This window comes from Petrocella sp. (genome assembly GCF_059865615.1).
In genome coordinates, this window is sequence record NZ_JCBCDA010000089.1 from 1 (window position 1) to 25,226 (window position 25,226).

The following is a 25,226-nucleotide window of genomic DNA, read 5'->3' on the forward strand; positions in this document are numbered from 1 at the left end:
GAACAGTGTGGTGCTAAGCTACAAAAGAAATCATCATTTGTAATGGTAACTGAAAACATGGTACAACGTGCTGCTTATCTTAAAAAACTATCATCAGATGAGTACATTTCTTTATCCAAAAAGAGAAATGGTGTTGAAGGGCTTCCATCTGTGTTGCGCCGAAGATATAACGTAGACCATATGCCGATAAGAGGATTAGTGCGCTCAAAAATATGGTTTTCATTTAAAGTAGGGGCAATCAACGTAAAAAGGATGCTCAAAAGAGCCCAAATTTTAGGTGTTAGTTGTTTCAAAAAAGAAAAAGCAAGATATTTCTTAACGCTTTTCAAAAATGTCAAAGAACAGGTAGCGATGGTGGCATAAAAAATCTAATTATGACACTTCAATCAAATTTGCATCTAATTACTAATGTACAAATGTTCGGTAATGCAATAGTATCTAGATTTAATATTCATGGTATACATATCTTCAGTATCACCCAAGACCATTATAAACACATTCCCAATGGTTACCAACTTTCTCAATAACAATGTGATATTCATTTAATCCATCAAAAAAATTTCTTAATTGATATTGTTTTTGATTAGCGCGGTTAGCGTCCAAATCTATTGGTACATCTGCAAGGTAATATCTGTATGTCAAATGGACCACTTCATTGTCATATTCACTACTATAGAACATAGGTGTCGAGGGATAGATTCCAAGAATGTAAAATATTGTTTGTGGATATGGTCTTTCTCCCCAAAACTCTATTTCTTCAAAAGCACTTTCATCTCTCATGTAATTGACGCCTTCAGACGACTGAATACCATCGATAACTGCTTGTCGTTGTTCATCATTCAAATAATCTAAGTTATAGAATGGATATTCATTGTCTGTAGCTACAATAGATAATAGTTCATATATATCATTTCTAAAGAGATTAGCATCACGATAAACAATCATCATATATTCGTTTAAATCTGTGTTTTCTCTTTGTAATGTATTGATTTGTGAATTATATAGGTCTTCAGTTGTCTTAGATGTCTTTTCTAAATCTGTGATTGTATCCCTGAGATTTTTAATCAATCTCTTACTATTTATTAGCTCGTCCTGTAAAGACTCAATTTCCATCTGATTTAGCTCTGTTTCTACCGCAGAATCTTTCTGACTGCTGCAACCTACAAGAACAATAATTACAATCACTATAACGATCAAATAATATTTCATTGCATACCTCCAATATTTTGTAATCAACATTATAACATTTTTAATAGATAAAGATTGCCTAATGAATTATATTCTACCAGGCAATCTTTGATAAACATATGAAATATTCTTAGTTATACTTCCCATAGATTTTCATAAAATCCATGTTTGATGGAGGTGATGATATACCCCCATAGAGTGCCTTCAAGTTATGGTCATTACGATTACTTGTATGAGCACAGATTTGAATTTCATTCCAATCGGCGTATCCATCGCTATCCAAATCAACAATATTTGACACAATCATGACATGCCCTGGCACGTAGATATAGTCACATTTCTCAATATATGTAGGATAAGAATAATCAACACCATCGATATTGTTATTGTTAGAACCTTGAACCCAAGATTTAAAGTATGTGGTACCAGTCCAATTCCATGTGCTGGTCTCACCAGATGTATTAGCCCACCAAACACTGGTCATAGGATAATCCTTGCTTGAACTGATTCTTCCTCCCATACCCCACCAGATGCATTGTGAAACAAAATTTTGACAGTCGTTACTACCATAACTTTTGAACTGGCTATTATTGTAACTATCTGTTGTATTGTCGCCAGTATCTTCTGAGTACCACAATGCATATGCAGCACCAGCACCTCGCTCAGTTGAAGTGAATGGATCATACGCACCTTTAGTGGAGTGGTCAGCATTCACAGGATTTTTCTTACTATTCTCTACTACTTGTATATATTCATTATACTCTGAATCAAGATTGTCAATTAATTTTTTGAAGTCTGTGTTTTTCGGAAACGCTAGTAAAAATTCAGTCTCATAATCATCGGCAACAACAAGCCAATTATTGTTTATAAGATTAAGGCTTAGTGTATGATGTTCAATATTCTGAGAGGGTTTATCAACAAAATTATATTTAATGCTAGAGGTCACCTCTACATCGAGTGTCATTTCATTTTTTTCCTCTATTTTGGATTGTATTTCAACTCCAAGGTCATACGCCTCTAATCTAGTAGCATCAAGTTTGTGAGAAGCAATAAGGTATTCGATTTTTCCAGTTTCGTAATCATAAATAGCTTTTCCACTTGTGTTTTTAGTATTAATCAGTTTATTAAGTCTTGTGGACATTCTTGTATCCTTATTCATTAAACTTGCTAACTGAATATCAAAATAATCGAATATAAGTTTTTCAACCTCTGATTCATTGATTAACTGATTCTCAACTATTGACGATGATGCGTAAGAAGCTTGACTAATAATGAGAATACAGAGAAACAGTGTGACTGAGTTCATTAATATTTTTTTCATCATGTTTGTGTTTTCCTTTCAGAAAAAAGTGGTTATAACGGTGACGTAATTGTCATAATAATATGATAGAGTGTTGTAAAGTATGAGGAATCTATTAGTTGCTCATCCACAGATCCATTCTCGGTAGTAAACTGTATTGGTAAAATTGGTGTATCAACTAATACACCATTCACCCAGGCATATCCATAAACATAAAGTTTATAAGAATAACCACTTGGAACATAATGATCTTCTAGAACAGTGCAAACATTTAAGTATTCAGTATTTGACCAGCTCTTGTAGGTTACCCAATTACCGTTTACATACCTTTTCAAATAGCATGTGACTCTAGTCTTTTTGGCTGTACGAGCAAAAAATTGCCAAAGACAGAAGCTTTCCCATTACTTTATATACCCAAATCTCCTTTAATAGATTGGACATCCACATATCTAAGCTCTGGTTCAGTTATTTTTATGCCGACAATGTTTTCAGTTGGTTTTTCCCTCGCATCGGCGGGTAAGGGGATAGCGATAATCACCATTATCAGTACGAATAACAGAATAGTTTGCAGTTTCATTCAGTTACCTCTTTTGTATCTGTGAATTTATCTTTACACTTAAAAGACGGGACGAAAGAGGAAAACATTACACTTATTCAGAAGCTTTTTTTGCAATTTTAATTATAATACTGATTTTTCGGTACCTTCAAAGGTCACAGCAATACTTTTTTCTGATCAGCTGATGGTAATCATGCTAAAGAACTGATGATTATACTAAGGCAGAAAAAGTTTTTGAGCCAGCATGTACTGAGGTGGTTGAGATATCATGTGTTGGATGCAGAAGCCAAGTATCCAGAAATGCCTAAATATTCTTGAGCTTTCCAGTTATTGCTTCCTAGGAAGCAGGAAATACCTTTTCATTTGACCGCAATAAATTCAGCTTCTCACATTTTTCATATATAGATATTTTAAAATACTCAAACAGATTACACCCGCAACACCTGAGATAAGAAATCTTTTAACTACAAATGGAAAACGATCGGTTACATACCTAGGTATCGGGTAAGTAAATGAAAAGAACGTAAACTTCCCAGTCAACCACACATATATTATTAGAATTGTACAGCCCAGAATAAAGCCTAATACTATTGTTTTTAACCAGCTACCAGATAGGGTCTTACTATACATACTCCACCTCCTATTGTAGAATTAGTAAGTATTAAAGTTATTTGTCCTTTACAACGTATCACTACGATGTTTATTGCTACAAGTCATATCGTATTAGTACGTTGTCTGAGTTAATGGACGACTACGGATGCACGTAATTGCTAACTGAACCGGATCCGTATACTTCACCATCTGGACTAGATAGTCTGAATCTATATGTTGTTCCTGTACTCAGACCTGTAAATATATAACCGAGTTCACTTTCTGTAACAGCATATGTCACTGTCTTTATTGATGTCCAACCTCACCACTTTTTCTCTTCTAGATAGCAAGTATAGCTATGAACTCCATCATTTGAAAACGCTGTCATTTTTATCTGAGAACTAGATGAGGATACCTCATATTCACTTGAAAGTAAGGTCAAACCACCAGATGATCCATCAGTGATAAATGAAAATGTTCCATTGCTAGAAATTTTAGGTGCTGGTCCAATATCAATTGATGCCTTGCCTTCGACGGGGAGAGTTTTACCATCAAAAGTTTACATGTTACGTTTTGAGTTATCATTTTGCTGGAAATTATTAGTAGTAAATAGTATCAGAAATGTAAATCGGTGTGTCAACCAGATTTCCATCAACCCAAGCATATCCATAAACGTAAAGCCTATAGTAATAGCCACTAGGAACATACCAATCTTCCATAACTGTGGCTACATTGAAGTTCTCTGTAACTGTCCAAGACTTATGAGTCGACCAGCTACCACTACTGTAATTCTTCAGGATACATGTAACTCTTGTCATTTCGGCGGTCCGTGCAACAATGTTTCCGAACACCGATGCTTTGCCACTGCTAGATATAGCCAGATCACCTTTCAGTGACTGTACATCCACATACCTTAACTCCGGTCCGGTGACATCAATACTTAAGTCTGCTTCAGATGGTTTTTCCCTCCCATTTGCCGGCATGGGGATTGCAATAATCATCATAACCAGTGCGAGTGATAGAATGGTTTTCAGTTTCATTAGTTACCTCCTTTGTCCTGTGAATTAATCTTTACACTTAGAAGACGGGAGGAAAGAGGAAAACATTACACTTATTCTGAAACTTTTTTTATTTTTTCTGCAATTTTTAACATGATACTTATTTTTTCTCTGCCTTCAAGAGTTAAAACTGTTCTATTAACCGACCAGCTGATGGTGATCATGCCATCTTTATTGGTCATATAGCCATCATTGTCGTTAATCGGTACCATCTCTATATCTGATTGTTCACTATCTATATTCATGCCCATGCTATTGGAATTTTGTGTTAAAATTAGCAACTCATTATCTGGGTTAATGAACATGACTATTTTCGTATGTTCACTGGCTTCTGCATCCAGAAGGTTATAGCCATTAGGTAAATAAGTAGGGTAGTAAACACCATTCCAACCTTCCGGTAATTTCAAACTTATTTCGGACTCAATATAATCAATCCTATTATGATCTTCATCGGACTCAATGAAAAGATTCAGGAAGTGTATTCTAAAGGCTTCAACGCTTATGGTTACTATGGCTGATGTTAAGAGCAAGCCAAGTAGAACTGCTGCAGCTCTGGTCGCATACTTTTTAACCAATGCATTTCGTTTTCGCCGCTCAGCAGTTTTCTTTAGCTCCTTCGAGTAATTCTCAAACCATTCATCAAGGCTTTCAGGCACAGGGAGGTCCTTATATTTTTCAGCCAATATATCTGCTTCATTATTCAGTTTTTCAGAATAATGTTGTCCAAATTCATGGAGGATTAGTTCATTTTGCTTTCGAATTGACTTCTTACGGTGTTCGTCCATAGATTCTACATGATTACTCATTTGCAACTGCCTCCTTTCGAACCACTTCTTTTAATGCATGGGTTGCTCTGTGCAGCTTAACACGTACTGCATTAACTGTAAGATCCAACAGATCACCAATCTCCCCATTGTCTAAATCCCTGAAGTACTTAAGGTAGATAATCTCCCCATAGGATGGATTAATTTCATCAAGCAGGGCGATGGTCTCTCTATAGTTCTCAACCCTGATTATTGCATCTTCAATTAATACGTCATCATCAATAAGACCTTCAAATAAATCATCTTCAGCATTTACAAACTGTTGCTCTTTATCAAGCATATCCTTTGCGGCATTTATTGCCATTCTGTAAATGTAACCTTTTTCATCGAGTACATTTTGCGACCGAACCTTATCAAATTTTCTGACAATCTTCAGAAAGGTTATTTGGGCAGCATCTTGTGCCAGATATTCATCTTTAAGTACTGAATAGGCTGCTCTGTAGACCATCATATGGTAATTGTCGTAAAGCGTTTCGAATTCAGAACGCTCTTGCTGGGTATCTAAAAGTAATAAAAACACTAACATACTCCGCCTCCTCAAGCTTTATACAGTTCATTATAACTTACTTGAGAAGTAGGGTCATGTCCTTTGGAAAAATAATGTGTTAAAACACCCTTCACTTTATAGACGGGGCAAAATGAGAAATCATTACACTTTTAACGCATATCAAGCTAATATATATTGTAGGAATCAGTGCCGTATCTGATCCATGTGCGGTGATATGAACTGTCTGAAGATGTGTGACCATGAAGTTCCTAGAGAAGAACAAAGAGGCTTCGCCTCGCTTTGCAAAGCAAATTGTTCCGGCAGGAAAGACTTCCTTGATCGTTAATGCGACGCTTCAACGCATTAACATAGAATAGACTTTCCTAGAGAACAAAAAAAGTCTCTAAGCTTATATCACTTAGAGACTTGCTTGACCCATTAATATAGGGGTATTATTTATTCAAAAACAGATAAAGCTTCCTTAATGGTATCCTTAGCGTTTAAGTCTTCAATCCACTTAGAAGGAAGCTTGTCATAGCCCATATAAGCACCTAGAACCATACCGATGTACATGCCACGAGCTGCAGAATCACCACCGGCATAAGCGTTTTGAACCAGTGCTTCAACAAAATCATTCTCATACTTGAGGATGAGATATATGGAAGCGGGGAGTCCAAATTCAGCAGAACAACTTTGACCGATGGCTTTGATGGTAGGCACGGGTGGTTGGTCAATATTAGCTAAGGCTTGATCCACATAAGCCTTAATGATATCAGAGGATTCCGGATAAACCAGATCTAAGGCTTCGGAAGGGGTCTTGCCGGATAAGACATACTTAAGTAACCGATAAGTAAAAAGCACGATGGCATCTAAGGTCTCATTGTTGTGGGTCAGATGGGTTTGAGCTAGAAGATCATCAACAGTCACATGGGTTAGAGCAAAAAGAGGTCCGCTTCTAACAAGACCACCAAGCTCCATAGAATCAGAACCGATGAACCCATCACCACGTGTTAGAATATCTAAAGAGGTTTTGCTTGCATGATCCAGATAGAGGGTGTTATATTTGATGAAATTTATCCAGTCTTCCTTGAAATTTGCCAAATCAAAACGTTGATAGCTTGCGAGATGTTTAAGAAGCCTGAGAGATTGGTCACCATAATGGGTAAAATCTCCGGCACCCTTAATAGAATGATAAGGGGTGGCAGGTTCCATAAAATCCGTTAAGGGGGCAAATTGTTGTTCGATTAGATCAGTATCATATATCCAGTGGGGACCGAGTGCCAAGGCATCCCCGATGAAAGCACCATAAATTAAGCCTTTTTGACGGTTGGTTAGCATAAAATCAACTCCTTTCAAAAGTTGGTAAGAATTGTTATAGATTCAGTCTAGCACAACTAAATTCATTTTAAAAGAGATAAATGAGAATTACAATCAAAATACGGAAGTTATTGAAGGGTTTTCAAATCAGGTGAATTGATATATAATAAATGGCTAAGGTAAAATCAACAGTGTATGTAATGGTTCAGACCATTGGTCTTGACACTGTAACCATGGTCAACGTATAGAGAGGGTTATTATGCTAAGAGATAAAATAATCAACAGAGAAAGCGGTATGATTTTCTACGGATTGACACCTCCAAAATCCAACAATACAGATGAGAAAATTGAAGCTATTTCCAAGAAACACATCGCCAGGATTAAAGAACTGGATGTAGATGGTGTCATCGTTTATGATATACAAGATGAAACAGAGCGCACCCATGAAGAACGACCTTTTGAATTCATTCACACGGTAGACCCATCCTTGTACTCTAGACACTACTTAAAAGAACTAAATGTACCTAGAGTGGTTTATCGGTGTGTCGGCAACTATATTGAAGAAGCCTTTGTAGAATGGCTGAAAGACGGTGAAGATCAGTTTACTGTTTTTGTCGGGACAGCATCAACCCATCAGGAAGTGGGACTTAAGCTTGATGAGGCCTACAAACTTAGGCAAAAGTACAATGAAGATATGCTCCTTGGGGCGGTCACCATACCGGAACGTCATAGACTTCTTGGTGATGAAGACGAACGGGTTGGCTTCAAAATGTCCAAAGGCTGTCGTTTTTTTGTATCTCAAGCCGTCTATGACTTGGAAGCCTCCAAAAAATTCCTACTCGATTATAAGCAGTATTGTTTGAAACATGAGATGGACATGGTGCCGATTATTTTTACATTAACACCCTGTGGTTCGGCTAAAACATTAAAATTCATTAAATGGTTAGGCATAAGTGTGCCTTCTTGGCTGGAAAATACTTTGCTGACTTCAGAAGAGATGTTATCCAAGTCCATTCAGTTGATTACCGTAATCTACAAGGAACTAACGAAGATTGCCAAAGCAGAAGGCATACCGATTGGTTGTAATATTGAGAGCGTTTCCATACGTAAGGAAGAAATAGAAGCTTCAATTTTACTTGCCAAAGAGATTACTGCTTTTGTTAAGCTCCAAAAATAATTATAAACCAACCCTTGACAGATGTAAGCGGTAACAGTATAATCTAGATAAATACAAACAATAATGATTATCAATAAAGCCTTTTAGAAGGCTTTTCATTTAAGAAAAATCATCGAGCACGATTGAATTTAGGAGGTTATTTTATGAAAAAAACGAAAAAATTAATAGGTATTTTAACGTTAGTCGGTATACTTGTTTTGGTTATAGCAGGATGTGCAAAAGAAGAGGAAATCTTAAAGGTGGGCATGGAACTTAAATACCCGCCCTTTGAGACTGTTGATGAAGAAGGTAACCCAACAGGTGCTTCCGTTCGATTAGCAGAGGCCTTAGGGGAATATCTGGACATGAAGGTTGAGATTATTGATACCCCATATCCAAGCTTGATTCCTGCTCTTGAATCAGGAAGCATTGATATCATCATATCCTCTATGACCATTACAGAAGCACGTCAAGAGATTGTTGATTTCTCAGATCCTTATACCACCAGTCAACTCATGATGTTGGCTCATAAAGATTCTAAAGTGAAGTCGCCGTCAGATTTGAATGATCCGGAGGTGATTATTGCTTCAAAGTCGGGTACCATAGGTGCTCTATGGGCAGCGGCGAATGCACCTCTTGCTCAGGTGTTGACTTTGGAGGAAGAAGTAACCGCAGTACTTGAAGTAGCCCAAGGTAATGCGGATGTATTTATTTATGACCCATTGTCGATTATCAGACATCAAGAAAACTATCCTGACACGACAGTAGCCATCCTAGAACCATTACCAAATACCCAAGGCTGGGGTATTGCCCTTCGAAAAGGTGAGGATGATGAATTCAAGCAACAGTTAAATGATTTCATCCAAAAAGCCAAAACAGATGGCACCTATGATGCCATTCGCGCTGAGTTTTTAGAGGATAAAATCAAAGAATTCGAAGATCAAGGCTTAGACTTTTTCTTCTAGAGAAAAAGAGGTAATTATATGAAAAACATGAGAAAGACATTTGGGTTTGTGGCAGCACTGGTTATATATTGCGTGTTTTTCTATTATGTCATGACAAAAGATATTGGTAAGGCTTGGAATTTTGAACCCTTTGGCGCATATAGCTTTTTCATATTTAGAGGTTGGCTGATAACCATTTACATTAGTTTCATAGCTTTGTTATTGGCCCTTTTCATTGGCTTAATTCTATACTTGATGGAGCAGACGAATTTTTCTGTGTTGCATTATCTGGCCGTCATACATAAGAATATTATTTTTGGAACACCTTTATTGGTTATTGCCATTGTTGCCTACTATTATATTGGCAATGCTTTTGAGATTAGATCCAAGATTCTGGTAGGTACGATAACACTGGGACTGTATATTGGGGCCTATGTATCGGACATCTACAAAGGTGCCATCGAATCCATTCACATTAATCAATGGCAGACCGCTAAGATGTTTGGATTTACCAAGTTCAAAACATATAGGCATATTGTTTTCCCACAAGTCATTATAAGCATTCTTCCGCCCTTGGCCGGACAGTTTGCCTTAACCATCAAAGGCAGTGCACTCTTATCCTTTATGGGTACAAGTGAATATTATAATCGGGTAAACAATGTTATTGCTAACACCTATTTAAACCGAGAAGGTTTTCTAATTATGACCCTTGGCTACTTACTGATCACCATACCTTTAATCAAATTGGTACGCTATCTGGAAGTACGCTTGAACTACAAGAACTGAGGTGTAACTATGAAACTTAAAATCGACAACCTCGTGAAAAAATACGATGGCAAGATCATTCTAAACGACATGTCCATGGATATTGAAGACGTTCAAGTGCTGGCTTTGATTGGTGCGTCCGGTAGCGGTAAATCCACATTACTTAGGTTGATTGCAGGTCTTGAAACCTTTGAAAGTGGCGACATAGCCATCAATAATGATTGGATGAGTCGGGAAGATATCCGAGACTATAGGAAAAAGGTGGGCTTTGTTTTTCAAGATCACAATCTTTTCTCTCATTTATCTATTTTCGAGAATATCAGTCTGATACTTGAAAAAGTACACGGCCAAAAAAGAGAAGTCTTTACATCGGAAATATTAACGCTACTTACTTACTTTGGTTTAGAGGAGCATAAAGATAAGTTACCCCATCAAATCAGTGGGGGTCAATCTCAAAGGGCTTCTATTGCAAGGGCTTTGGCTATAAAACCGGAAATCATACTTTTGGATGAGCCCACATCATCTCTAGATCCCGTTCTAACATGGGAAGTCTTGTATGCCATTAAGAAGTTGGTGGACGAGAAGAAAGATGTCATACTGGTCACCCATGAAATAGGTTTTGTAAAGCATGTTGCAGATTATGTTATTTTCATGGACGAAGGTCAAGTGGTAGAGCAAGGTGAAGATATATTAGAAAAACCAAAAACAGAAGCTTTACAAGCGTTTTTAGGTAAAGTTTTAAGTTTTGCATAAAAAGAAATTAGAAAAAGTGCTTTTGACAGCACTTTTTCATTTATTTGCTAATGATTTATAATTTAGCACGGGTATTGCAAAACTCACATCGGTACTCTTTGGTTTGCGGATTGACCAGATGGAAAGTGGTATCGACATTGTGCTCGGTGGTGGTGATGCACCTAGGATTCTTGCAGGATAAAATACCGACCACGGTTTTAGGCAACTTAATTTGTTTCTTTTCAATAACCTGACCATTTTCAATAATGGTAATGGTTAAGTTAGGATCAATGAGACCTAGAATATTAAGATTAAGATCAATAACATTGTCAATTTTTATAAGATCTTTTTTACCCAGTTTGTTGGAATGGACATTACGAATCAGGGCGGTTGGATAAGCAACTTCTTGTAACTTTAATTCTTTGAAGATCTTATAGCCAAGGCCGGCCTTAATGTGATCAATGACAATACCACGGTGTATTCCGGTGATTTCTAACATATTAAGCACCTCCCAGTAGTTTTAGAATCAAAGCCATACGAACGTACATACCGAACTTGGCCTGTTTGAAGTAGACGGCTCTTGGATCATCATCCACATCGGAGCATATTTCGTCCACCCTTGGCAGAGGATGCATGATAATCATATCCTCCTTGGCAGAGGTCAACTTATTTTTGGTCAAGATGTAATAACCCTTAAGTCTTAGGTACTCTTCTTCGTTAAAAAAACGTTCTTTCTGGATTCGAGTCATATAGAGAATATCCAGTTGGTCGATGACTTTATCTAGATTGTCGGTCAAAGCGTAAGAACCGAGCGCTAAGTCATCAAGAATATAATCGGGTATGGTTAACTCGGTAGGTGATATGAAGATAAAGCGGATATTTTCATACTTGTTTAGAGCCTTAACCAATGAATGGGCGGTTCGGCCAAACTTTAGATCACCACAAAGACCGATGACTTGATGGTTGATGGACTTTTTGAGGGATCTTATGGTTAAAAGATCCGTAAGGGTTTGGGTAGGATGTTGATGACCACCGTCACCGGCATTAATGACCGGTATATTAGCGTTTTTGGAAGCTAATTTGGGCGCACCTTCTTTTGGATGACGGATGACGGCAATATCTGCATAGCAACCGACGGTGCGTATGGTGTCGGCAATGCTTTCGCCTTTGGAAACAGAGGATGAGTTGGGCTCGGAAAAGCCTACAACTTGCCCTCCAAGTCTAAGCATAGCGGCTTCAAAACTAAAACGGGTTCTGGTAGAGGGTTCATAAAATAGGGTGGAAAGCAGTTTTCCCCGACAAGCCTCCAGATAGTTGACTTCATTGGTCATAATCCGGTCAGCTAGTGTAAAAATTTCTTCCTGTTCTTCTAAAGAAAAATCATTGGACTCAATTAGATGTCTTCCTTTTAACATAATTATCTCCTTTTTAGCCTCTCTGTGCTAGATTAAAGGTATCGTTATAACAGTTGCAAGTGTCATTGTTCATGAATAATAAAAGACGATACGGCCGCATCGTCTTTTGGTTACTGTGATAATAAGGCACTAACAAATCTGTTGGCATTATCTTCAAATAAGAAAAAGCCGATAGCATCGGTAGGTTCAGCTTTAAAACCACTTGAGGATGTCAAGACCTTCATGACGTCCAGTACATCCATTTCAGATGCATTGCAAAATTCGGCAAAGGTAAGGTTGACACCATCTTTTTGGATATAAACGATAAAACCTATGGGTTCGGCCGTTATCAGGGGTGAGAAGTCTGTCGTATTCATGTGATTGCCTCCAATAAGAATAATCCGCAGAAGTGGCTAAGTCCAAACCGATGAACTATAAAAGTTGAGGGGTAGGAAAGCTATTATCATTTTATCATTGGATTGATAAAATGTATAGGGTAAAATAAAGAATATAGACACTTAAATAGAGTTAAGTGTTAAACTGTTTACTTAATCCTTAAGGTTTAGTATACTTAAAGTATGATTAAGTCGTCAAAATTATATAGTTAAGCGTTCGCTTATAATAGATATAAATTTAGTGAAATATATTTTGACCCTTTAACCATGTAGATTAGAAATAACTAGAAAGAGTAGTGGGGCGTGAAACTATGAGACTGGTACCGATTGGTTCTCTTAAAAATGATAGCATCGTAGCAAAAACAATTTATAACGAAAGAGGCAGTGTACTGCTTAAATCGAATGTTAGTTTGTCTGAAAACTTAATTGAAAAACTTAGAGATAATGGTATCATAAGTGTTTATATTAAAGATGACTATAGTTTAGGTGAAATACAAGATGTAATTTCTCCAGAGCTTAGGAACAAAGCGGTTAGGGAAGTGAAGCAAGTCTTTGAAATGGTCCAAATGGACTTACATAATCAAATAACGGAGCTACAAAAAGAAAAAAAATCCATAAAAAAAAGATTGAACATGATGGCAGATCAAAAGTATTTCAATCAGATTAGTGGCATTATCGATGATATGATGGAAGATATAGGGAAAAACAAAGATGCTATGGTGGGTCTTGTGGATATTAAAAATATGAATGGTTTCTTATATCAACATGCTGTTCAAGTAACTGTCTTATCTTTAGTTGTAGGCATCGATATGAAGCTGGGAAGACTCAATCTTAAGGAATTAGCTATTGGTGCCATGCTGCATGACATAGGTCTAGCCATGATTGATCATAACTTATGGACTTATAAAGATGATTTTACGGAAGAAGAGCAGAAGATCTATAAAAGTCATGTAGAGCTGGGGTATGAATTTATTAAAGAAAACACCATGTTAACCGGTGCCAGTATCATACCAATCTTGGAGCATCATGAGACTTATAATGGTGAAGGTTATCCAATGGGTAGAAAAGGTAATAAAATTCATAAAAATGCAAGAATCGTATCCGTAGCCAATGTTTATGATAAAATGACATCAGGTATTGATGGAACATTTATCCAACCCAGTGAGGCCATTGAATATATTATGGGTAACTCAGGGGAAACAGGCCTGTTTGATATTGACATTGCCAGACGTTTTGTGAGGCGGGTGGTGCCTTATGCTATCGGCAGTTATGTAATGCTTTCTAATCAGGAGATGGCCGTAGTCGTGGGCTATAATGTAAATAACCCACTTAGACCCATCTTGAAAGTAATAGAAGAAAACAAAAAGTTAGATGACCTTAAGAATATCGATTTAATGGCCCATGAAAATTATAAACTAACCATTATTAAGACTTTATAAGGCAAAAGCCGGGGATAATTCATCAAAAATAGCTTGAACGGTGGTCATTTCATTCACACGAAAGGCATTGGCACCAACAAAAAGCAAACCTTCATCCACTCGTCCTTCAACGGCATCAATAAGAGCCTTAGTGATACAAAAAGGTGTTTCGGCTGGGTTACATTTATGAATACATTTATAACAGCGGTCAATCTTAACTTTCTGTGTGGCTTCTACATGCTTTAGAAAAGGATTGTTAAGTGCTCGTCCAGGTAGACCAACGGGGCTCATCATGATTTTGATGTCATCTTCTGTGGCGTCTAAGTATGCTTTTTTATAGGTATATGAAGCATCACATTCCTCAGTCACAACAAATCTTGTACCAATTTGCACGCCCTCTGCACCGGCATCCAAGACTTCTTTGATATCATGAACATCATAGATACCACCAGCGGCAATAATTGGTATTTTAAGTCCAACTTCCTTAAGGTGGGCCGTTAGTTCAGAAACGATGTCAACCAAACTTTGATTGCTACCGTCGATTAACTCTTCATATTTAAAGCCAAGATGACCGCCGGCTTTGGCACCTTCCACCACAATGGCATCTGGTGTTTTATCGTATTTTTTCTTCCACCTTTTTATGATCAGTTGTGCACCCCTTAAAGAAGAGATAATGGGTACGATTTTGACTTTTGAATTCTTAACGAGGTCAGGTAGGTCAAGTGGTAGACCGGCTCCGGATATAATCATATCCACTTTGGCTTCAACAGCAACCTTTACAAATTCTGCATAGTTTTGCATGGCCACCATAAGATTGACACCAATGACCCCTTCTGGTGCATTGGCTTTTGCTTTTATGATTTCATTTTTTAGAGCCCTTTTATTGGCCTCTATTGGGTTAGATTTAAAGTCATTTTCCAGATAACCAATTTGGGCACCAGATATAACACCAACACCACCAGCCTTGGCCACAGCTGCAGCTAGGCGGGATTTAGATACACCGACGCCCATGCCGCCTTGTATAATAGGTACTTTTATGGTTAAGTCTCCGATTTGCAGTGCTTTTGTATGCATAAGAATCTCCTTAATTACTTTGAGTGTCAAACTATTTTATATTCTACCATAAAACATGTAGTATTGAAAGCTATTTCTTATGGTAATGAATATGAATTTTTTGTAAACCTAAATTATGACCCATGGATTAAGTTTAGGTTAAAAATTAAACACATACCTAGGATAAAACAGTGGAATTTGATATACTGAGTCGTACCCATTTTTTTCGACAATCTACGGGTCGGTTGAACTCATAAAATTATGAAAGTTGAGTATGTATGATTAATACAAAGGATAAATTGACGTATGGCGTTGGAAATGTTTCAAACGGCATTATATTACAAGCACTAACATCTTATTTGGTTTTTTTTGGAACGACGATATTAGGTTTATCAGGAACGATTATTGGTCTGGTAATAGCGGTTAGTGTCCTTTGGGATGCCGTTAGTGATCTATTAATCGGTCATATGTCGGATTATGCGGCTAGTAAAAAATTCGGCCGAAGACATCTGTTTATGATTGTAGGTACCTTTGGACTGGTGATTTTTAACGGACTCTTATGGAGTATTCACCCTTCTTGGTCTTACAACTTAAAAGTATTTCTTCTGTTTATTTGTGTCATGATGGTCAAAACCTTTATGACCATTTTAGTTACACCTTATAACGCTCTTGGCGCTGAATTGTCCAGTGATTATCATGAAAGAACTTCCATTCAGGCCTATAGAACCGTATTTTTTATTCTTGGTGTTGCCTTTACCACTGTTGTCGGTATGGTATTTTATTTTAAACCGACGCCTTTGTACCCTCTAGGTCAGTTGAATCCGTTAGCTTATCAGCAGTTGGGTATCAGTCTATCTCTGATTGTTTTGATTTGTGCTGGTATTGCTACTGTTACCACGCTAAAATATATACCTTATTTGCCCAAAAATACAAAAGTGACTAAGAAGAGCACGATTAAGCTCATGATTATGGAATTCAAAGTCATTCTTGAAAATAAGAATTATCTATATGTTGCGGGGGCTTATTTATCTGCAAACATTGCAACCGCAATTGTGGGTGCGGTTGGGCTCCATGTCTATACCTATACCTTTAAAATTAACAATTATGGTATTGGTATCCTTTTTGGGGTCATGTTTGGTCTTAGTGTGCTTTCTCAACAGTTCTGGGTAGCGTATACAAAAAGGCATGACAAAAGAACCTCAGCGTTGTTAGCTGTTAAGCTATCGATTGTAAGTTCCATTTTTTTTATTGTGTTGGTGGTGTTTCGAGATTATGTCATTGCCCATCCAATATGGATGATGGCTTATGTTATTCCTTCCGGTATCGGTATTGGTGGTTTGATTACGCTACCATTTTCCATGATTGCAGATACGGTGGATGAAGAAGAACTGATGACCGGTCATCGATCTGAAGGCTTATATTATGGTGGTTTGACCTTTAGTTATAAGATTTCTCAATCGGTTGCTATATTTTTACTTGGGATTATTTTAGATCTGGTTGGCTTTGATTCAAGTCTCACCGTTCAACCGACGGCAACGGCTATCGGTTTGGGCCTTATGGTCGCTTTTGGTACACTGGTGGCTTTAGTGATGGCTTATCATTTTTATAAACGCTACAATATGACAAAAGAAAAAGCAGAAGCGATTCAGAAAGCCATTGAAGCTATGGCAACACGTTAGTAGAATTTTGACATGAATATATGAAGAGGAGGAAGAAAGATGAACGCAGCAGCAGGTATAGGATTTTCAATTGTTATAATTATTTATGCACTTTTTATGATAACCCTTGTTGGGCTATCGATATTTATTGTGGTGTTGGGTATCAAGGTTGCTTTTAGAGCCATTAAAGCATTGGACATTTATATTGAGAAAAATAAAACTGTTGAAGATCAAACGGAAGTTATATAGACGGAACTAAGGTGTCGAATTATATGGTTTTGACACTTTACCATAATCTTGAAGAATGAGGTGGATAGGGTGATTAAAAAGTTCTTATTGACGCTATTTTTAATGCTTATTGTGGGTTTGATAGGGGTAGGTGTCTATGAAAATCAGCAAGGTATTCTAAATTCTGATGGCAGGAAATCCATATTAAAAGATCTACATTATGAAGTGATAATAATGCAAGATGGTAAAGCCTATATAGAAGAGTATCGTACTTATGAATTTCTTCAGGGTGACTTCTCCAGAGGCTATTTAGATGTTGAAGGTTCTATTGATCAGGTAGCGGTCTATGATGGTGAGACGCCTTTTATAAAAATGGAAGGTTTTGATAACAACAGGCCAAAGGGCTACTACGCAGTGCAACCTTCCGGTAGCGGAACGAGGGTTGAGTGGTATTATAGAGTCAATGAAAAAACAACAAAAACTTTTAAAATAACCTATTTCATACCGGAAGTGGCTACAATCTATAACGATTGTGTAGATTATTTTCACAAGTATGTCAGCAGCAGCAATGTCTATAAAATCAAGAATCTGTCAGTAACGGTCCATCTACCGGAAGGTGCAAATAAGGATAACACTGAGATATGGGCGCATGGACCAAGTGGTGGTGATTTATCTTTTATAGATGATCGTAAAGTTCAGCTTCAGATGAAAAATGTACCACCCAGCGTATTTATTGAGGCACGTTTTTTAATGCCCCTTGGAGTTATACAAGGTGAGCATCTGAGAATAGATCAAAATCGTTACGAAGATCTACGTGACATGGAAAATGAGGCTTCAGAAAAAAGTACTAGAGAAAGAAGAATCAATGGTATCGTAAACCTTATAGCCTTTATGGTGTCCGGAGCAATCATCCTTTTACCTATAGGTACGCTCATTCAATATCATAGCAAATTGAAGCGGTTTAAGCCGGAATTGGCACCAAGCTATTATAGGGATTTACCCTCAGACATCTACCCGGCTGAATTAGACAGGTTAATGCATTATTATAGTGGTAAAGAAAATACTTCCAATCAGATTTCCGCCACATTACTGGATTTGATTCATAAAAAGGCCATATTTGCCACGATTACGGAAGAGGCATCTACTTTTGGGAAGAAGAGAGATACGGTTTTTACCAATCAGTTAACCCAGTGGGACAAGTTGGCACCTCATGAAAGAGCAGTGATGGAATTTGTTTTTATAACTGTAGGTGGTGGGACAGGAACAGTCACACTTAAAGGCATTAAGAAATACTGTTCGAATAAAAAGTCAAACAGCGAGGCTTATGATTTTTACTTGGATTTTGAAAGCAAAGTCAGCAGTAAACTTAAGAGCAGAGACTTTATTGAGACAAAACGTAATGTATTACCCAAAATTGCAACCACATATGTTTTGATCTATGTTATTTTAATGATCCTACCTATGGTCTTGGTAAGTCAGGTAAAGGCCTTAGAGGATTCGCCAATATATTATATATCCATAGCCAGTGTTATTGCTTTTATGATTACAATTATTTTTGGAGGTAAGACCAAAAAGCTTTTAACTCAAAAGGGTGAAAATGAGTTGGCTCTCTGGCAGGCTTTTAAAGAATTTCTATCAGACTTTACGACTTTTGAGCAAAAAGAATTACCGGAGTTATTTATGTGGGAAAAATACTTGGTGTATGCAACGGTTCTTGGTGTGGCAGGCAAATTACTTAAGCAGTTGTATGCCAAGTATCCCGAACTTACCAAGGTGGATTATGATTCAAGACTTCTATATTTAGCCTATTATAATAGAAGTTATAATAATTTTGAAGGCTTTAATGATATTGGAAAAACTATGAGTGAAGCCATGAGAGATACCGTGAATATCGCTCAAAAAGCCGCATCCAAAGGTGGCGGTGGTGGCTTTTCTTCTGGTGGCAGTGATGCTGGTGGCGGTTCCGGTGGCTCAAGTGGCGGCGTGGATTAAAGGAAAAAAAGAGGCTCTGCCTCACGCTTCTTTGTACATATGCATAATTAAAGCTTTGCTATTTGATAGTAAGGAAAATGGGCTTTAGTCACTTTCTTTTATGTGACTAAGGCCCATTTCATATATGACTTGTACATGTTCATCATTGATACTATAATAAACCCATTTACCTTCTTTTCTAGATTTGATAAGTCTTGCCCTTTTTAGTATGCGCAGTTGGTGAGACACAGAGGATTGGGACATTTCTAAGACTTCTGTGATGGTTCCGACACACATTTCCCCCTCAAGTAGAGCACTAAGAATCTTCAGTCTTGTAGCATCGCCAAAAATCTTAAAAAAATCACCTAAAGCATCCAAAGTCTCAGGGACTTCGAGGGCTTCTTTTACTTGATCAACAAAACCTTCATCGGCACAACATTTTGAATGGTGCATGCATTTACCTCCTTGGTTTATGATGTATTATTTCTTCAAACCTATTTGCTTAAGAAAATCATAGACAACATCTGTATAATGTTCATTGTCAACGATAATTGAATTAGCATGGTCGCCATGTGTTGACAAATAAAGCTCACGAATACCTTCTAGTTTATGCTCATATAGATTCACAGAGTGTTCATAAGGAATATAATGATCTTGGGCACCATGAATGAATAAGACGGGTGTATGGACATGCTTCATTTCGGAGATGGGTGATACATCATGGTAGAAACCTTGCCCCATAAGTCGATTGATAATGGAGGCACCGTACAAACCTAACCAAACAGGTAACTTATTTTCAACTTTTATTCGGTATTTTAGAATGGTCAATAAATCTGCGTAAGGGCAGTCAGCTACTACAAAATCAAGGTTGTCATATGTAGCTATGTGCTGTAATGCAATTGAAGCGCCCATAGATTCGCCATGAGTACCAATAATTCCATTAGAACCAACTTTTTCTCTGACCCAACAGACGACATCTTCAAGGTCATGCTTCTCATAGTAGCCATGGGTAGTGGTCCTACCCCCGCTTTCACCGTGGTTTCTATGGTCGTAAGCGATAATATTGAAGCCTAAATCATAATAAAGTTGAAAATACTTTAAAGCGCCAAAGATGTTGGAAGTGATACCGTGAGAGAGAATAACGGTTTTAGTAGCACCTTTGTATGGAATCCAGTAGGCAAACAAATCGTAGCCAAAAGAAGATGGAATCATAACAGCTTCCTTGGGCATACTGCTAATCAGTATATCATTGTAGCTGCCTTGTTTTATATCAAAGTCATAGGCCTCTTCATGAGTGAATATTTGTGGCTTGGCCACATTTTTATAGACATGATAGCTCAGTACACCATAAGCACCTGTTAATGCCATTGTTAAAAATCCTAATCGTTTCATCATCAAACACCTCCATTATTTCACTATACTTTCATTCTATAACAACCCCTCTAAAATCACAACCATTTAACCTATTATTTCGAGATAACATGGCAATGATATGGTAATGAAATATAATAAATGATATGATAATCATAGACTGTATATGCTTGGAGGTTTGAACAAAAATGGATAAGGAGAAAATTCTAGAAGTACATAATCTGACCAAAGAGTATCAAATGGGCGAAGTGGTTGTCCATGCCCTAAGAGGTGTGGATATGGAACTATATGCAGGTGAGTTTGTGGTTATTTTAGGTCCTAGTGGATCTGGGAAAAGTACCATCTTAAATATCATCGGCGGTATTGATACCCCAACAAATGGAAAAGTAAATTATAAAGGAACTGAGATAGGCGATCTAGATGAAAAAGCTTTAACCAAGTATCGTCGTGAAACAATTGGCTTTGTATTTCAGTTTTATAATTTGGTACCAAACCTAACAGCGAGAGAAAACATACTTCTTGCCTCTGATTTGTCGGATGAAGCCATTTCTGTGGATGATTTATTAAAAGAAATCGAACTTGAGGATCGTGGCAATCATTTTCCTTCTCAATTATCTGGCGGACAGCAACAAAGAGTGGCCATTGCAAGAGCCGTAGCGAAAAACCCTACTATACTCTTGTGTGATGAACCAACAGGCGCTCTTGATGTGAGCACAGGCATTGGTGCCCTTAAAGTACTCCGTGCTTTTAACCGTAACTATAAAAAGACAGTGGCCATTATTACCCATAATAAGTCAATTGGTGACATGGCAGATCGGGTTTTTTACGTTAAAGACGGTGTCATTGAAAAAGTTGTCGTAAACGATCATCCCATGAATCCGGAGGAGGTGAACTGGTGATTCTTATTAAGAAAGCCATTCGTTCCATGTTGCGGCATAAGAAAGCTTATATTTCCTGTATTATACTTATGGCTTTAGGTGTTTGGACCTATACCACTATGAATACAGCTTTATTGGAGATCGAGAAAGGTAAAGGCGCTTATTATGAAGAACAACGTCTGGGCGATGCATTTGCCAGTGTGGCTCAGATTCCCAAAACAGCACTACCTTATCTTGAAGACATTGAGGGCATTGACCAGGTAGATGGTAGAGTAGTAGAGACTTTTCGTGTTGTAATGCCGGATTACCCTGATGATGTTATTAAACTAAAAACTATTTCGACGATAATGGACACAAACAATACAAGGCTCAATGCCTATATGAGGGAGGGCAATGATCTGGATTCTATAGAGGATATCCTGATTGGTCATGATTTTTATAAGGCTTATGACTTTGTGCCGGGTGATCGTATAACCATGATTATTAGGCAAAGAACTTATGATTTTACGGTACAAGGATCCATTTATTCTCCTGAGTATGTTTATATCGTTGAAAATATAAATGAATTTTTTTCGGATACAACTAAGTACAATATAGCGTATATGGATGAAATAGTTCTTATGAGGCTGCTTGGTATGGAAGGTCTCTATAATGACTTATCTTTTGCTTTCGAAGAAGGCTATGATTATGATGATGTTAAAGATGAACTGGAGCATGCTTTAAAAAAATATGGATTAATAGAGCTCTATGAACGTGATGATCTTTTTAGTTATTTGATGCTGGAAGAAGAAATATCCAGTGGAAGGTCCATGTCCACCACCCTACCGATGACTTTTGTTGCTATGGCATCGGTGGTTTTGTATCTTATGTTGAAGCGTATTATTGAGCAGGACCGGACACAGATTGGAACCTTAAAAGCCTTTGGCTATGCCAATACAACCATATTGTATCATTACATATTCTATGGATTTGTAACCGGTCTCATAGGTGCCATAGTCGGCATACTCATTAGTGTGGCAAGCATTGGACCCTATATACAGTTTTATTTGGATTATTACAAAATGCCCATAGGCAATGTGGTGACAGATTATCGATATTATTATATAGGTGGTTTCATGTCAATTATAGGTGGCAGCGTAGGCGCATATTTTGGAGCCAAAAATGTAGTAAAGCTTAAGCCAGCAGAAGCTATGCGACCAAAAGCGCCAAGACCGATAAAAAAAGACATTACTCAAGTTTTTCCATTTCTAAAGCATATTCTAAATAGTAGAGGTTTTATGGCGGTTCGAAACATTACACGTAATAAAATCAGATCGGGTTTTGTGGTTATGGGTATTGTGTTTTCTTATAGCATGATGGTGATGATCGGCATGATGAATGGATTTGTGGATACGATGTTTTACAATCAATTCACCCATGTTCTAAAGTATGATGGTGAGATTGTTTTGAATGAATCGGTACCATATGCTCAAGGTGTTCAGTCGGCCATGGCTATGGATCAAGTGGATTACGTGGAGGGGATATTAACTTTACCGGTCTTGGCGAGCAAGGGCTTCAAAAAATCGGGTACAGCATTAATTGGAATTAAGGAAGGAAACTATTTATATAAGCTCTACGATGATGAGAGAAACTACAATTTGAAATTAAACCGAGATGGTGTAATACTAGGAAGTATACTGGCAAAAAACCTTGAAGTAAAAAAAGGCGATAAGGTGGTTATATCCAGCCCTTATATGTCCCAGGACCAGACACTCTATGTTACGGAAGTGGTGAGCCAAAGCATTGGATCTAGCGCTTATATTGACTTATCTCTTTTGGCGGAACTAACAAATCAAGATATGAAGCTTAATAGCTTGATCGTTCAATCAAAGGATGTGGATGGTATTAGAAAAGAACTCTTATATAGTGGTTCAGTGAGTAAAGTAGAGGGTAAGGATAAGACATTAGAACTCTATGAAACGCTACTGGGTTCTTATGACTTTATCATTGTAGTGCTCCAATTTATTGCGATCATCATCGGATTTACCATTATTTATAACACGGCGGTTATATCTTTATCGGAGCGAAGTAGAGAGTACGCCACCTTAAGGGTTCTTGGCCTTCACATTAATGAAGTGAAGGAGATTATGAGCTTTGAATATTGGATTCTTTGTTTTGTGGGCATTATACTGGGCATACCCTTTGCGCGGGTATTGAATCAGGGGTTGATTAACGCCATCGAGGTGGATGCCTTTGCGTGGCCATCGACAATACCAACCAATGCATATTTTGTTGGAGCTGCAGGTTGTATGTTGGCTGTGGCGTTTGCCAACCTAACATCAATAAAAGCCATTAAAAAACTAGACTTGGTTGAAGTGTTAAAGGAGAGAGAATAATGAAAAAACATATTAAAATCATAGGTATTGGACTTGTAGCACTATTTGTCATGGGTTATTTCATATATGCTTATTTTCAACCCTTAACGGTTGAGACCCTAACCTTGGCTAAAGATCAGTCGGAGATTTATTTTATTGAAAAAGGTCATATGGTCAATAACAAAGAAATCTATTTATACCCTGCTATGGCTGGCGAAATGAAAGAAATCCATGTAAAAAGAGGGGATCAGGTAAAGGCGGGGGATGTGTTAGCCAGTATGGACGACACTCAGATGATTCAGCAGATTTTGGCTCAGGAAGAAATGATTAAAGGATATCAGGCTCAAAAAAACGGGGCCAAAGTGGATGTTCAAGTAAGTATGGACAATATGAGGCTCACTAGAGCTCAATTATTAGGTCAGTTAAAGGGACTTGAAGCAGAAATAGGCACAGAGGATCAGAGAGAACTAGAAGCAATGCTAGTAGCACAGAGTAAGGCGAGATATGAACAAGGCCTTGATGATTTGGAAAAATATCGATTACTTTTTGAAGAAGGTATCATTGCTGAAAGTGAATTTAATGATTTCAAGACCATGGTGAATGGCTTAGAAGCAGATTATCAAATGAGTCAGGTATCAAAAATTTCAGGATTAGACTATTATAACAGCATGAAAAGTGCCATTCACGCACAAATCAGCAGTATAGATGCCTCACTAAAAAGAGATCGTCTAACCACCACAGAAGCTTATTATCAGTCTATGATTGACAGTGCAGAGGCAAGCCTTGCAGGAATTAGAGCGCAAGCGGAAGAATTGGAGATCAAAGCCCCACATGATGGGTATATTAGTGATATCATGGTGGATGGCACCAACCGTGTCAGTGGTATGGAACCGGCATTTTTCCTTATAGGAGACGGGGCTTTAGAGACTCGTGTCAAGGTAAATACCAGAGACATTGAATATGTTCGTGAAGGTGATGTGGTTGAATTAATCTATAACCGTCGTTCGGGAGAAGTGACATTGACAGGTAGAATCACTTACGTAGCAAATAACGCTACAGTTGAGTTATCGCCTCTAGGTATAGAGGAACGAAAGGTTTTGGTCATTATTGAGCCGGAGGTCAACGCGTATCTTGAGACAGGTTATGAAGTGGATGTTAAGTTCATTGTTTTTAATGAACCGGATAAACTGATATTACCTAACAGTGCTTTATATAAAAGAGATGACAAAGACATGGTCTTGGCCATACGAGATGGCAAGGTAGAAGAGGTGGCGGTCGTACTTGGTTATGAATTAACTGGGCGCACGGTTATCGAAGAAGGTGTTGGAGAAGGTGAAGTTATCATTACCGATCTAGAAGCGAAAGGCCTTAAGGTTGGGGTGAGGGCTAAGTCGTCATAGGTTTCATAGAGATTCAAGAAAACAAGAAGAAGGGGCTGTCCACTGGACAACCCCTTCTTCTTATTGATTATATTTTTATCTTATGAATTCTTTTTCCTTAGAACAGCACCGATGCCGGTAAGTGCAACACCGATAAGTGATAATGCTTCTAGTGGGATACCACCAGTTTGTGGTAATTCTTCATCTTC

The 25,226-nt window shown here is 37.7% G+C and carries 27 protein-coding genes; 12 read left to right on the top strand and 15 right to left on the bottom strand.

Annotated elements, in window-relative coordinates:
- Positions 1 to 363 (top strand): transposase (locus tag AC6F8J_RS09900; protein ID WP_500723014.1); only part of this gene is annotated, 363 nt, incomplete at its 5' end.
- Positions 364 to 474: 111 nt separating this feature from the next.
- On the opposite strand, the gene AC6F8J_RS09905 is transcribed toward AC6F8J_RS09900, so the two are convergent.
- The 8 genes from AC6F8J_RS09905 to AC6F8J_RS09940 form a co-directional block, all read right to left on the bottom strand.
- Complete coding sequence (locus AC6F8J_RS09905) at positions 475 to 1,209, bottom strand: hypothetical protein (protein WP_500723016.1); 735 nt, start codon at positions 1,207 to 1,209, stop codon at positions 475 to 477.
- Between the two features lie 109 nt (positions 1,210 to 1,318).
- Positions 1,319 to 2,512 carry an amidase domain-containing protein gene (locus AC6F8J_RS09910; RefSeq protein WP_500723018.1) on the bottom strand — a complete coding sequence of 398 codons (1,194 nt, stop codon included), beginning with the start codon at positions 2,510 to 2,512 and terminating at the stop codon, positions 1,319 to 1,321.
- A gap of 382 nt (positions 2,513 to 2,894) precedes the next feature.
- Positions 2,895 to 3,065, bottom strand: a complete 171-nt coding sequence (locus tag AC6F8J_RS09915) for a hypothetical protein (protein ID WP_500723020.1) — start codon at positions 3,063 to 3,065, stop codon at positions 2,895 to 2,897.
- 730 nt (positions 3,066 to 3,795) lie between these two features.
- The gene (locus AC6F8J_RS09920) at positions 3,796 to 3,936 is read right to left on the bottom strand and encodes a hypothetical protein (RefSeq protein ID WP_500723021.1); all 141 of its coding nucleotides are present in this window, start codon (positions 3,934 to 3,936) and stop codon (positions 3,796 to 3,798) included.
- Positions 3,937 to 4,234: 298 nt separating this feature from the next.
- Positions 4,235 to 4,675, bottom strand: coding sequence for a hypothetical protein (locus tag AC6F8J_RS09925; protein WP_500723023.1), 441 nt, complete (start codon positions 4,673 to 4,675; stop codon positions 4,235 to 4,237).
- Positions 4,676 to 4,746: 71 nt separating this feature from the next.
- Complete coding sequence (locus AC6F8J_RS09930; RefSeq protein WP_500723025.1) at positions 4,747 to 5,499, bottom strand: DUF4367 domain-containing protein; 753 nt, start codon at positions 5,497 to 5,499, stop codon at positions 4,747 to 4,749.
- Positions 5,492 to 6,043 carry a sigma-70 family RNA polymerase sigma factor gene (locus AC6F8J_RS09935; protein WP_500723027.1) on the bottom strand — a complete coding sequence of 184 codons (552 nt, stop codon included), beginning with the start codon at positions 6,041 to 6,043 and terminating at the stop codon, positions 5,492 to 5,494. The genes AC6F8J_RS09930 and AC6F8J_RS09935 overlap by 8 nt, the downstream gene beginning before the upstream one ends.
- Before the next feature lie 417 nt (positions 6,044 to 6,460).
- Positions 6,461 to 7,342 carry an ADP-ribosylglycohydrolase family protein gene (locus AC6F8J_RS09940; RefSeq protein WP_500723029.1) on the bottom strand — a complete coding sequence of 294 codons (882 nt, stop codon included), beginning with the start codon at positions 7,340 to 7,342 and terminating at the stop codon, positions 6,461 to 6,463.
- Between the two features lie 238 nt (positions 7,343 to 7,580).
- Between AC6F8J_RS09940 and AC6F8J_RS09945 the strand changes: the two genes are divergently transcribed.
- The 4 genes from AC6F8J_RS09945 to AC6F8J_RS09960 all read left to right on the top strand — a co-directional run bounded on the left by AC6F8J_RS09945 (position 7,581) and on the right by AC6F8J_RS09960 (position 10,939).
- On the top strand, positions 7,581 to 8,498 hold the full coding sequence (locus AC6F8J_RS09945) for a methylenetetrahydrofolate reductase (RefSeq protein ID WP_500723030.1): 918 nt from the start codon (positions 7,581 to 7,583) through the stop codon (positions 8,496 to 8,498).
- Between the two features lie 143 nt (positions 8,499 to 8,641).
- Positions 8,642 to 9,442: a transporter substrate-binding domain-containing protein gene (locus AC6F8J_RS09950; RefSeq protein ID WP_500723032.1), complete on the top strand. Its 801-nt coding sequence runs from the start codon at positions 8,642 to 8,644 to the stop codon at positions 9,440 to 9,442.
- Positions 9,443 to 9,460: 18 nt separating this feature from the next.
- Positions 9,461 to 10,207, top strand: a complete 747-nt coding sequence (locus AC6F8J_RS09955; RefSeq protein WP_500723034.1) for an ABC transporter permease subunit — start codon at positions 9,461 to 9,463, stop codon at positions 10,205 to 10,207.
- 9 nt (positions 10,208 to 10,216) lie between these two features.
- A complete protein-coding gene (locus tag AC6F8J_RS09960; RefSeq protein WP_500723036.1) occupies positions 10,217 to 10,939 on the top strand; it encodes an ATP-binding cassette domain-containing protein in 723 nt (240 codons plus the stop codon).
- Positions 10,940 to 10,994: 55 nt separating this feature from the next.
- Here the strand turns inward: AC6F8J_RS09960 and AC6F8J_RS09965 are convergent, their stop codons facing one another.
- The 3 genes from AC6F8J_RS09965 to AC6F8J_RS09975 all read right to left on the bottom strand — a co-directional run bounded on the left by AC6F8J_RS09965 (position 10,995) and on the right by AC6F8J_RS09975 (position 12,689).
- The gene (locus tag AC6F8J_RS09965; protein WP_500723038.1) at positions 10,995 to 11,417 is read right to left on the bottom strand and encodes an aspartate carbamoyltransferase regulatory subunit; all 423 of its coding nucleotides are present in this window, start codon (positions 11,415 to 11,417) and stop codon (positions 10,995 to 10,997) included.
- Between the two features lies 1 nt (position 11,418).
- Positions 11,419 to 12,333, bottom strand: a complete 915-nt coding sequence (pyrB, locus tag AC6F8J_RS09970) for an aspartate carbamoyltransferase (RefSeq protein ID WP_500723040.1) — start codon at positions 12,331 to 12,333, stop codon at positions 11,419 to 11,421.
- Positions 12,334 to 12,443: 110 nt separating this feature from the next.
- Positions 12,444 to 12,689 carry a hypothetical protein gene (locus AC6F8J_RS09975; protein WP_275841533.1) on the bottom strand — a complete coding sequence of 82 codons (246 nt, stop codon included), beginning with the start codon at positions 12,687 to 12,689 and terminating at the stop codon, positions 12,444 to 12,446.
- A 329-nt stretch (positions 12,690 to 13,018) separates the two neighbouring features.
- On the opposite strand from AC6F8J_RS09975, the gene AC6F8J_RS09980 reads away from it, so the two are divergent.
- Positions 13,019 to 14,146, top strand: coding sequence for an HD domain-containing phosphohydrolase (locus AC6F8J_RS09980; protein WP_500723042.1), 1,128 nt, complete (start codon positions 13,019 to 13,021; stop codon positions 14,144 to 14,146).
- On the opposite strand, the gene AC6F8J_RS09985 is transcribed toward AC6F8J_RS09980, so the two are convergent.
- Entirely contained in the window at positions 14,141 to 15,199 is a 1,059-nt protein-coding gene (locus tag AC6F8J_RS09985) for a nitronate monooxygenase (RefSeq protein WP_500723044.1), read from the bottom strand. The two genes, AC6F8J_RS09980 and AC6F8J_RS09985, sit on opposite strands and share 6 nt — an antisense overlap.
- A gap of 257 nt (positions 15,200 to 15,456) precedes the next feature.
- Between AC6F8J_RS09985 and AC6F8J_RS09990 the strand changes: the two genes are divergently transcribed.
- The 3 genes from AC6F8J_RS09990 (at position 15,457) to AC6F8J_RS10000 (ending at position 19,056) form a co-directional block, all read left to right on the top strand.
- Positions 15,457 to 16,857, top strand: coding sequence for an MFS transporter (locus AC6F8J_RS09990; RefSeq protein ID WP_500723046.1), 1,401 nt, complete (start codon positions 15,457 to 15,459; stop codon positions 16,855 to 16,857).
- Between the two features lie 39 nt (positions 16,858 to 16,896).
- Positions 16,897 to 17,085: a hypothetical protein gene (locus AC6F8J_RS09995; protein WP_500723048.1), complete on the top strand. Its 189-nt coding sequence runs from the start codon at positions 16,897 to 16,899 to the stop codon at positions 17,083 to 17,085.
- 69 nt (positions 17,086 to 17,154) lie between these two features.
- Positions 17,155 to 19,056 (top strand): DUF2207 family protein, encoded by a 1,902-nt coding sequence (locus tag AC6F8J_RS10000; protein ID WP_500723050.1) that lies wholly within the window; start codon positions 17,155 to 17,157, stop codon positions 19,054 to 19,056.
- A gap of 84 nt (positions 19,057 to 19,140) precedes the next feature.
- On the opposite strand, the gene AC6F8J_RS10005 is transcribed toward AC6F8J_RS10000, so the two are convergent.
- Positions 19,141 to 19,488, bottom strand: coding sequence for a metalloregulator ArsR/SmtB family transcription factor (locus AC6F8J_RS10005; RefSeq protein ID WP_500723052.1), 348 nt, complete (start codon positions 19,486 to 19,488; stop codon positions 19,141 to 19,143).
- A 27-nt stretch (positions 19,489 to 19,515) separates the two neighbouring features.
- Entirely contained in the window at positions 19,516 to 20,430 is a 915-nt protein-coding gene (locus AC6F8J_RS10010) for an alpha/beta fold hydrolase (RefSeq protein ID WP_500723054.1), read from the bottom strand.
- Between the two features lie 164 nt (positions 20,431 to 20,594).
- On the opposite strand from AC6F8J_RS10010, the gene AC6F8J_RS10015 reads away from it, so the two are divergent.
- Genes AC6F8J_RS10015 through AC6F8J_RS10025 form a run of 3 tightly spaced genes read left to right on the top strand, consistent with a single transcriptional unit; the run spans position 20,595 to position 25,038 of the window.
- Positions 20,595 to 21,305: an ATP-binding cassette domain-containing protein gene (locus AC6F8J_RS10015; protein WP_500723056.1), complete on the top strand. Its 711-nt coding sequence runs from the start codon at positions 20,595 to 20,597 to the stop codon at positions 21,303 to 21,305.
- A complete protein-coding gene (locus AC6F8J_RS10020) occupies positions 21,302 to 23,659 on the top strand; it encodes an FtsX-like permease family protein (RefSeq protein WP_500723058.1) in 2,358 nt (785 codons plus the stop codon). The genes AC6F8J_RS10015 and AC6F8J_RS10020 overlap by 4 nt, the downstream gene beginning before the upstream one ends.
- Complete coding sequence (locus AC6F8J_RS10025; RefSeq protein ID WP_500723060.1) at positions 23,659 to 25,038, top strand: efflux RND transporter periplasmic adaptor subunit; 1,380 nt, start codon at positions 23,659 to 23,661, stop codon at positions 25,036 to 25,038. The genes AC6F8J_RS10020 and AC6F8J_RS10025 overlap by 1 nt, the downstream gene beginning before the upstream one ends.
- A gap of 80 nt (positions 25,039 to 25,118) precedes the next feature.
- Here the strand turns inward: AC6F8J_RS10025 and AC6F8J_RS10030 are convergent.
- Positions 25,119 to 25,226: LPXTG cell wall anchor domain-containing protein (locus tag AC6F8J_RS10030; RefSeq protein ID WP_500723062.1), on the bottom strand; the 108-nt coding region annotated here is incomplete at its 5' end.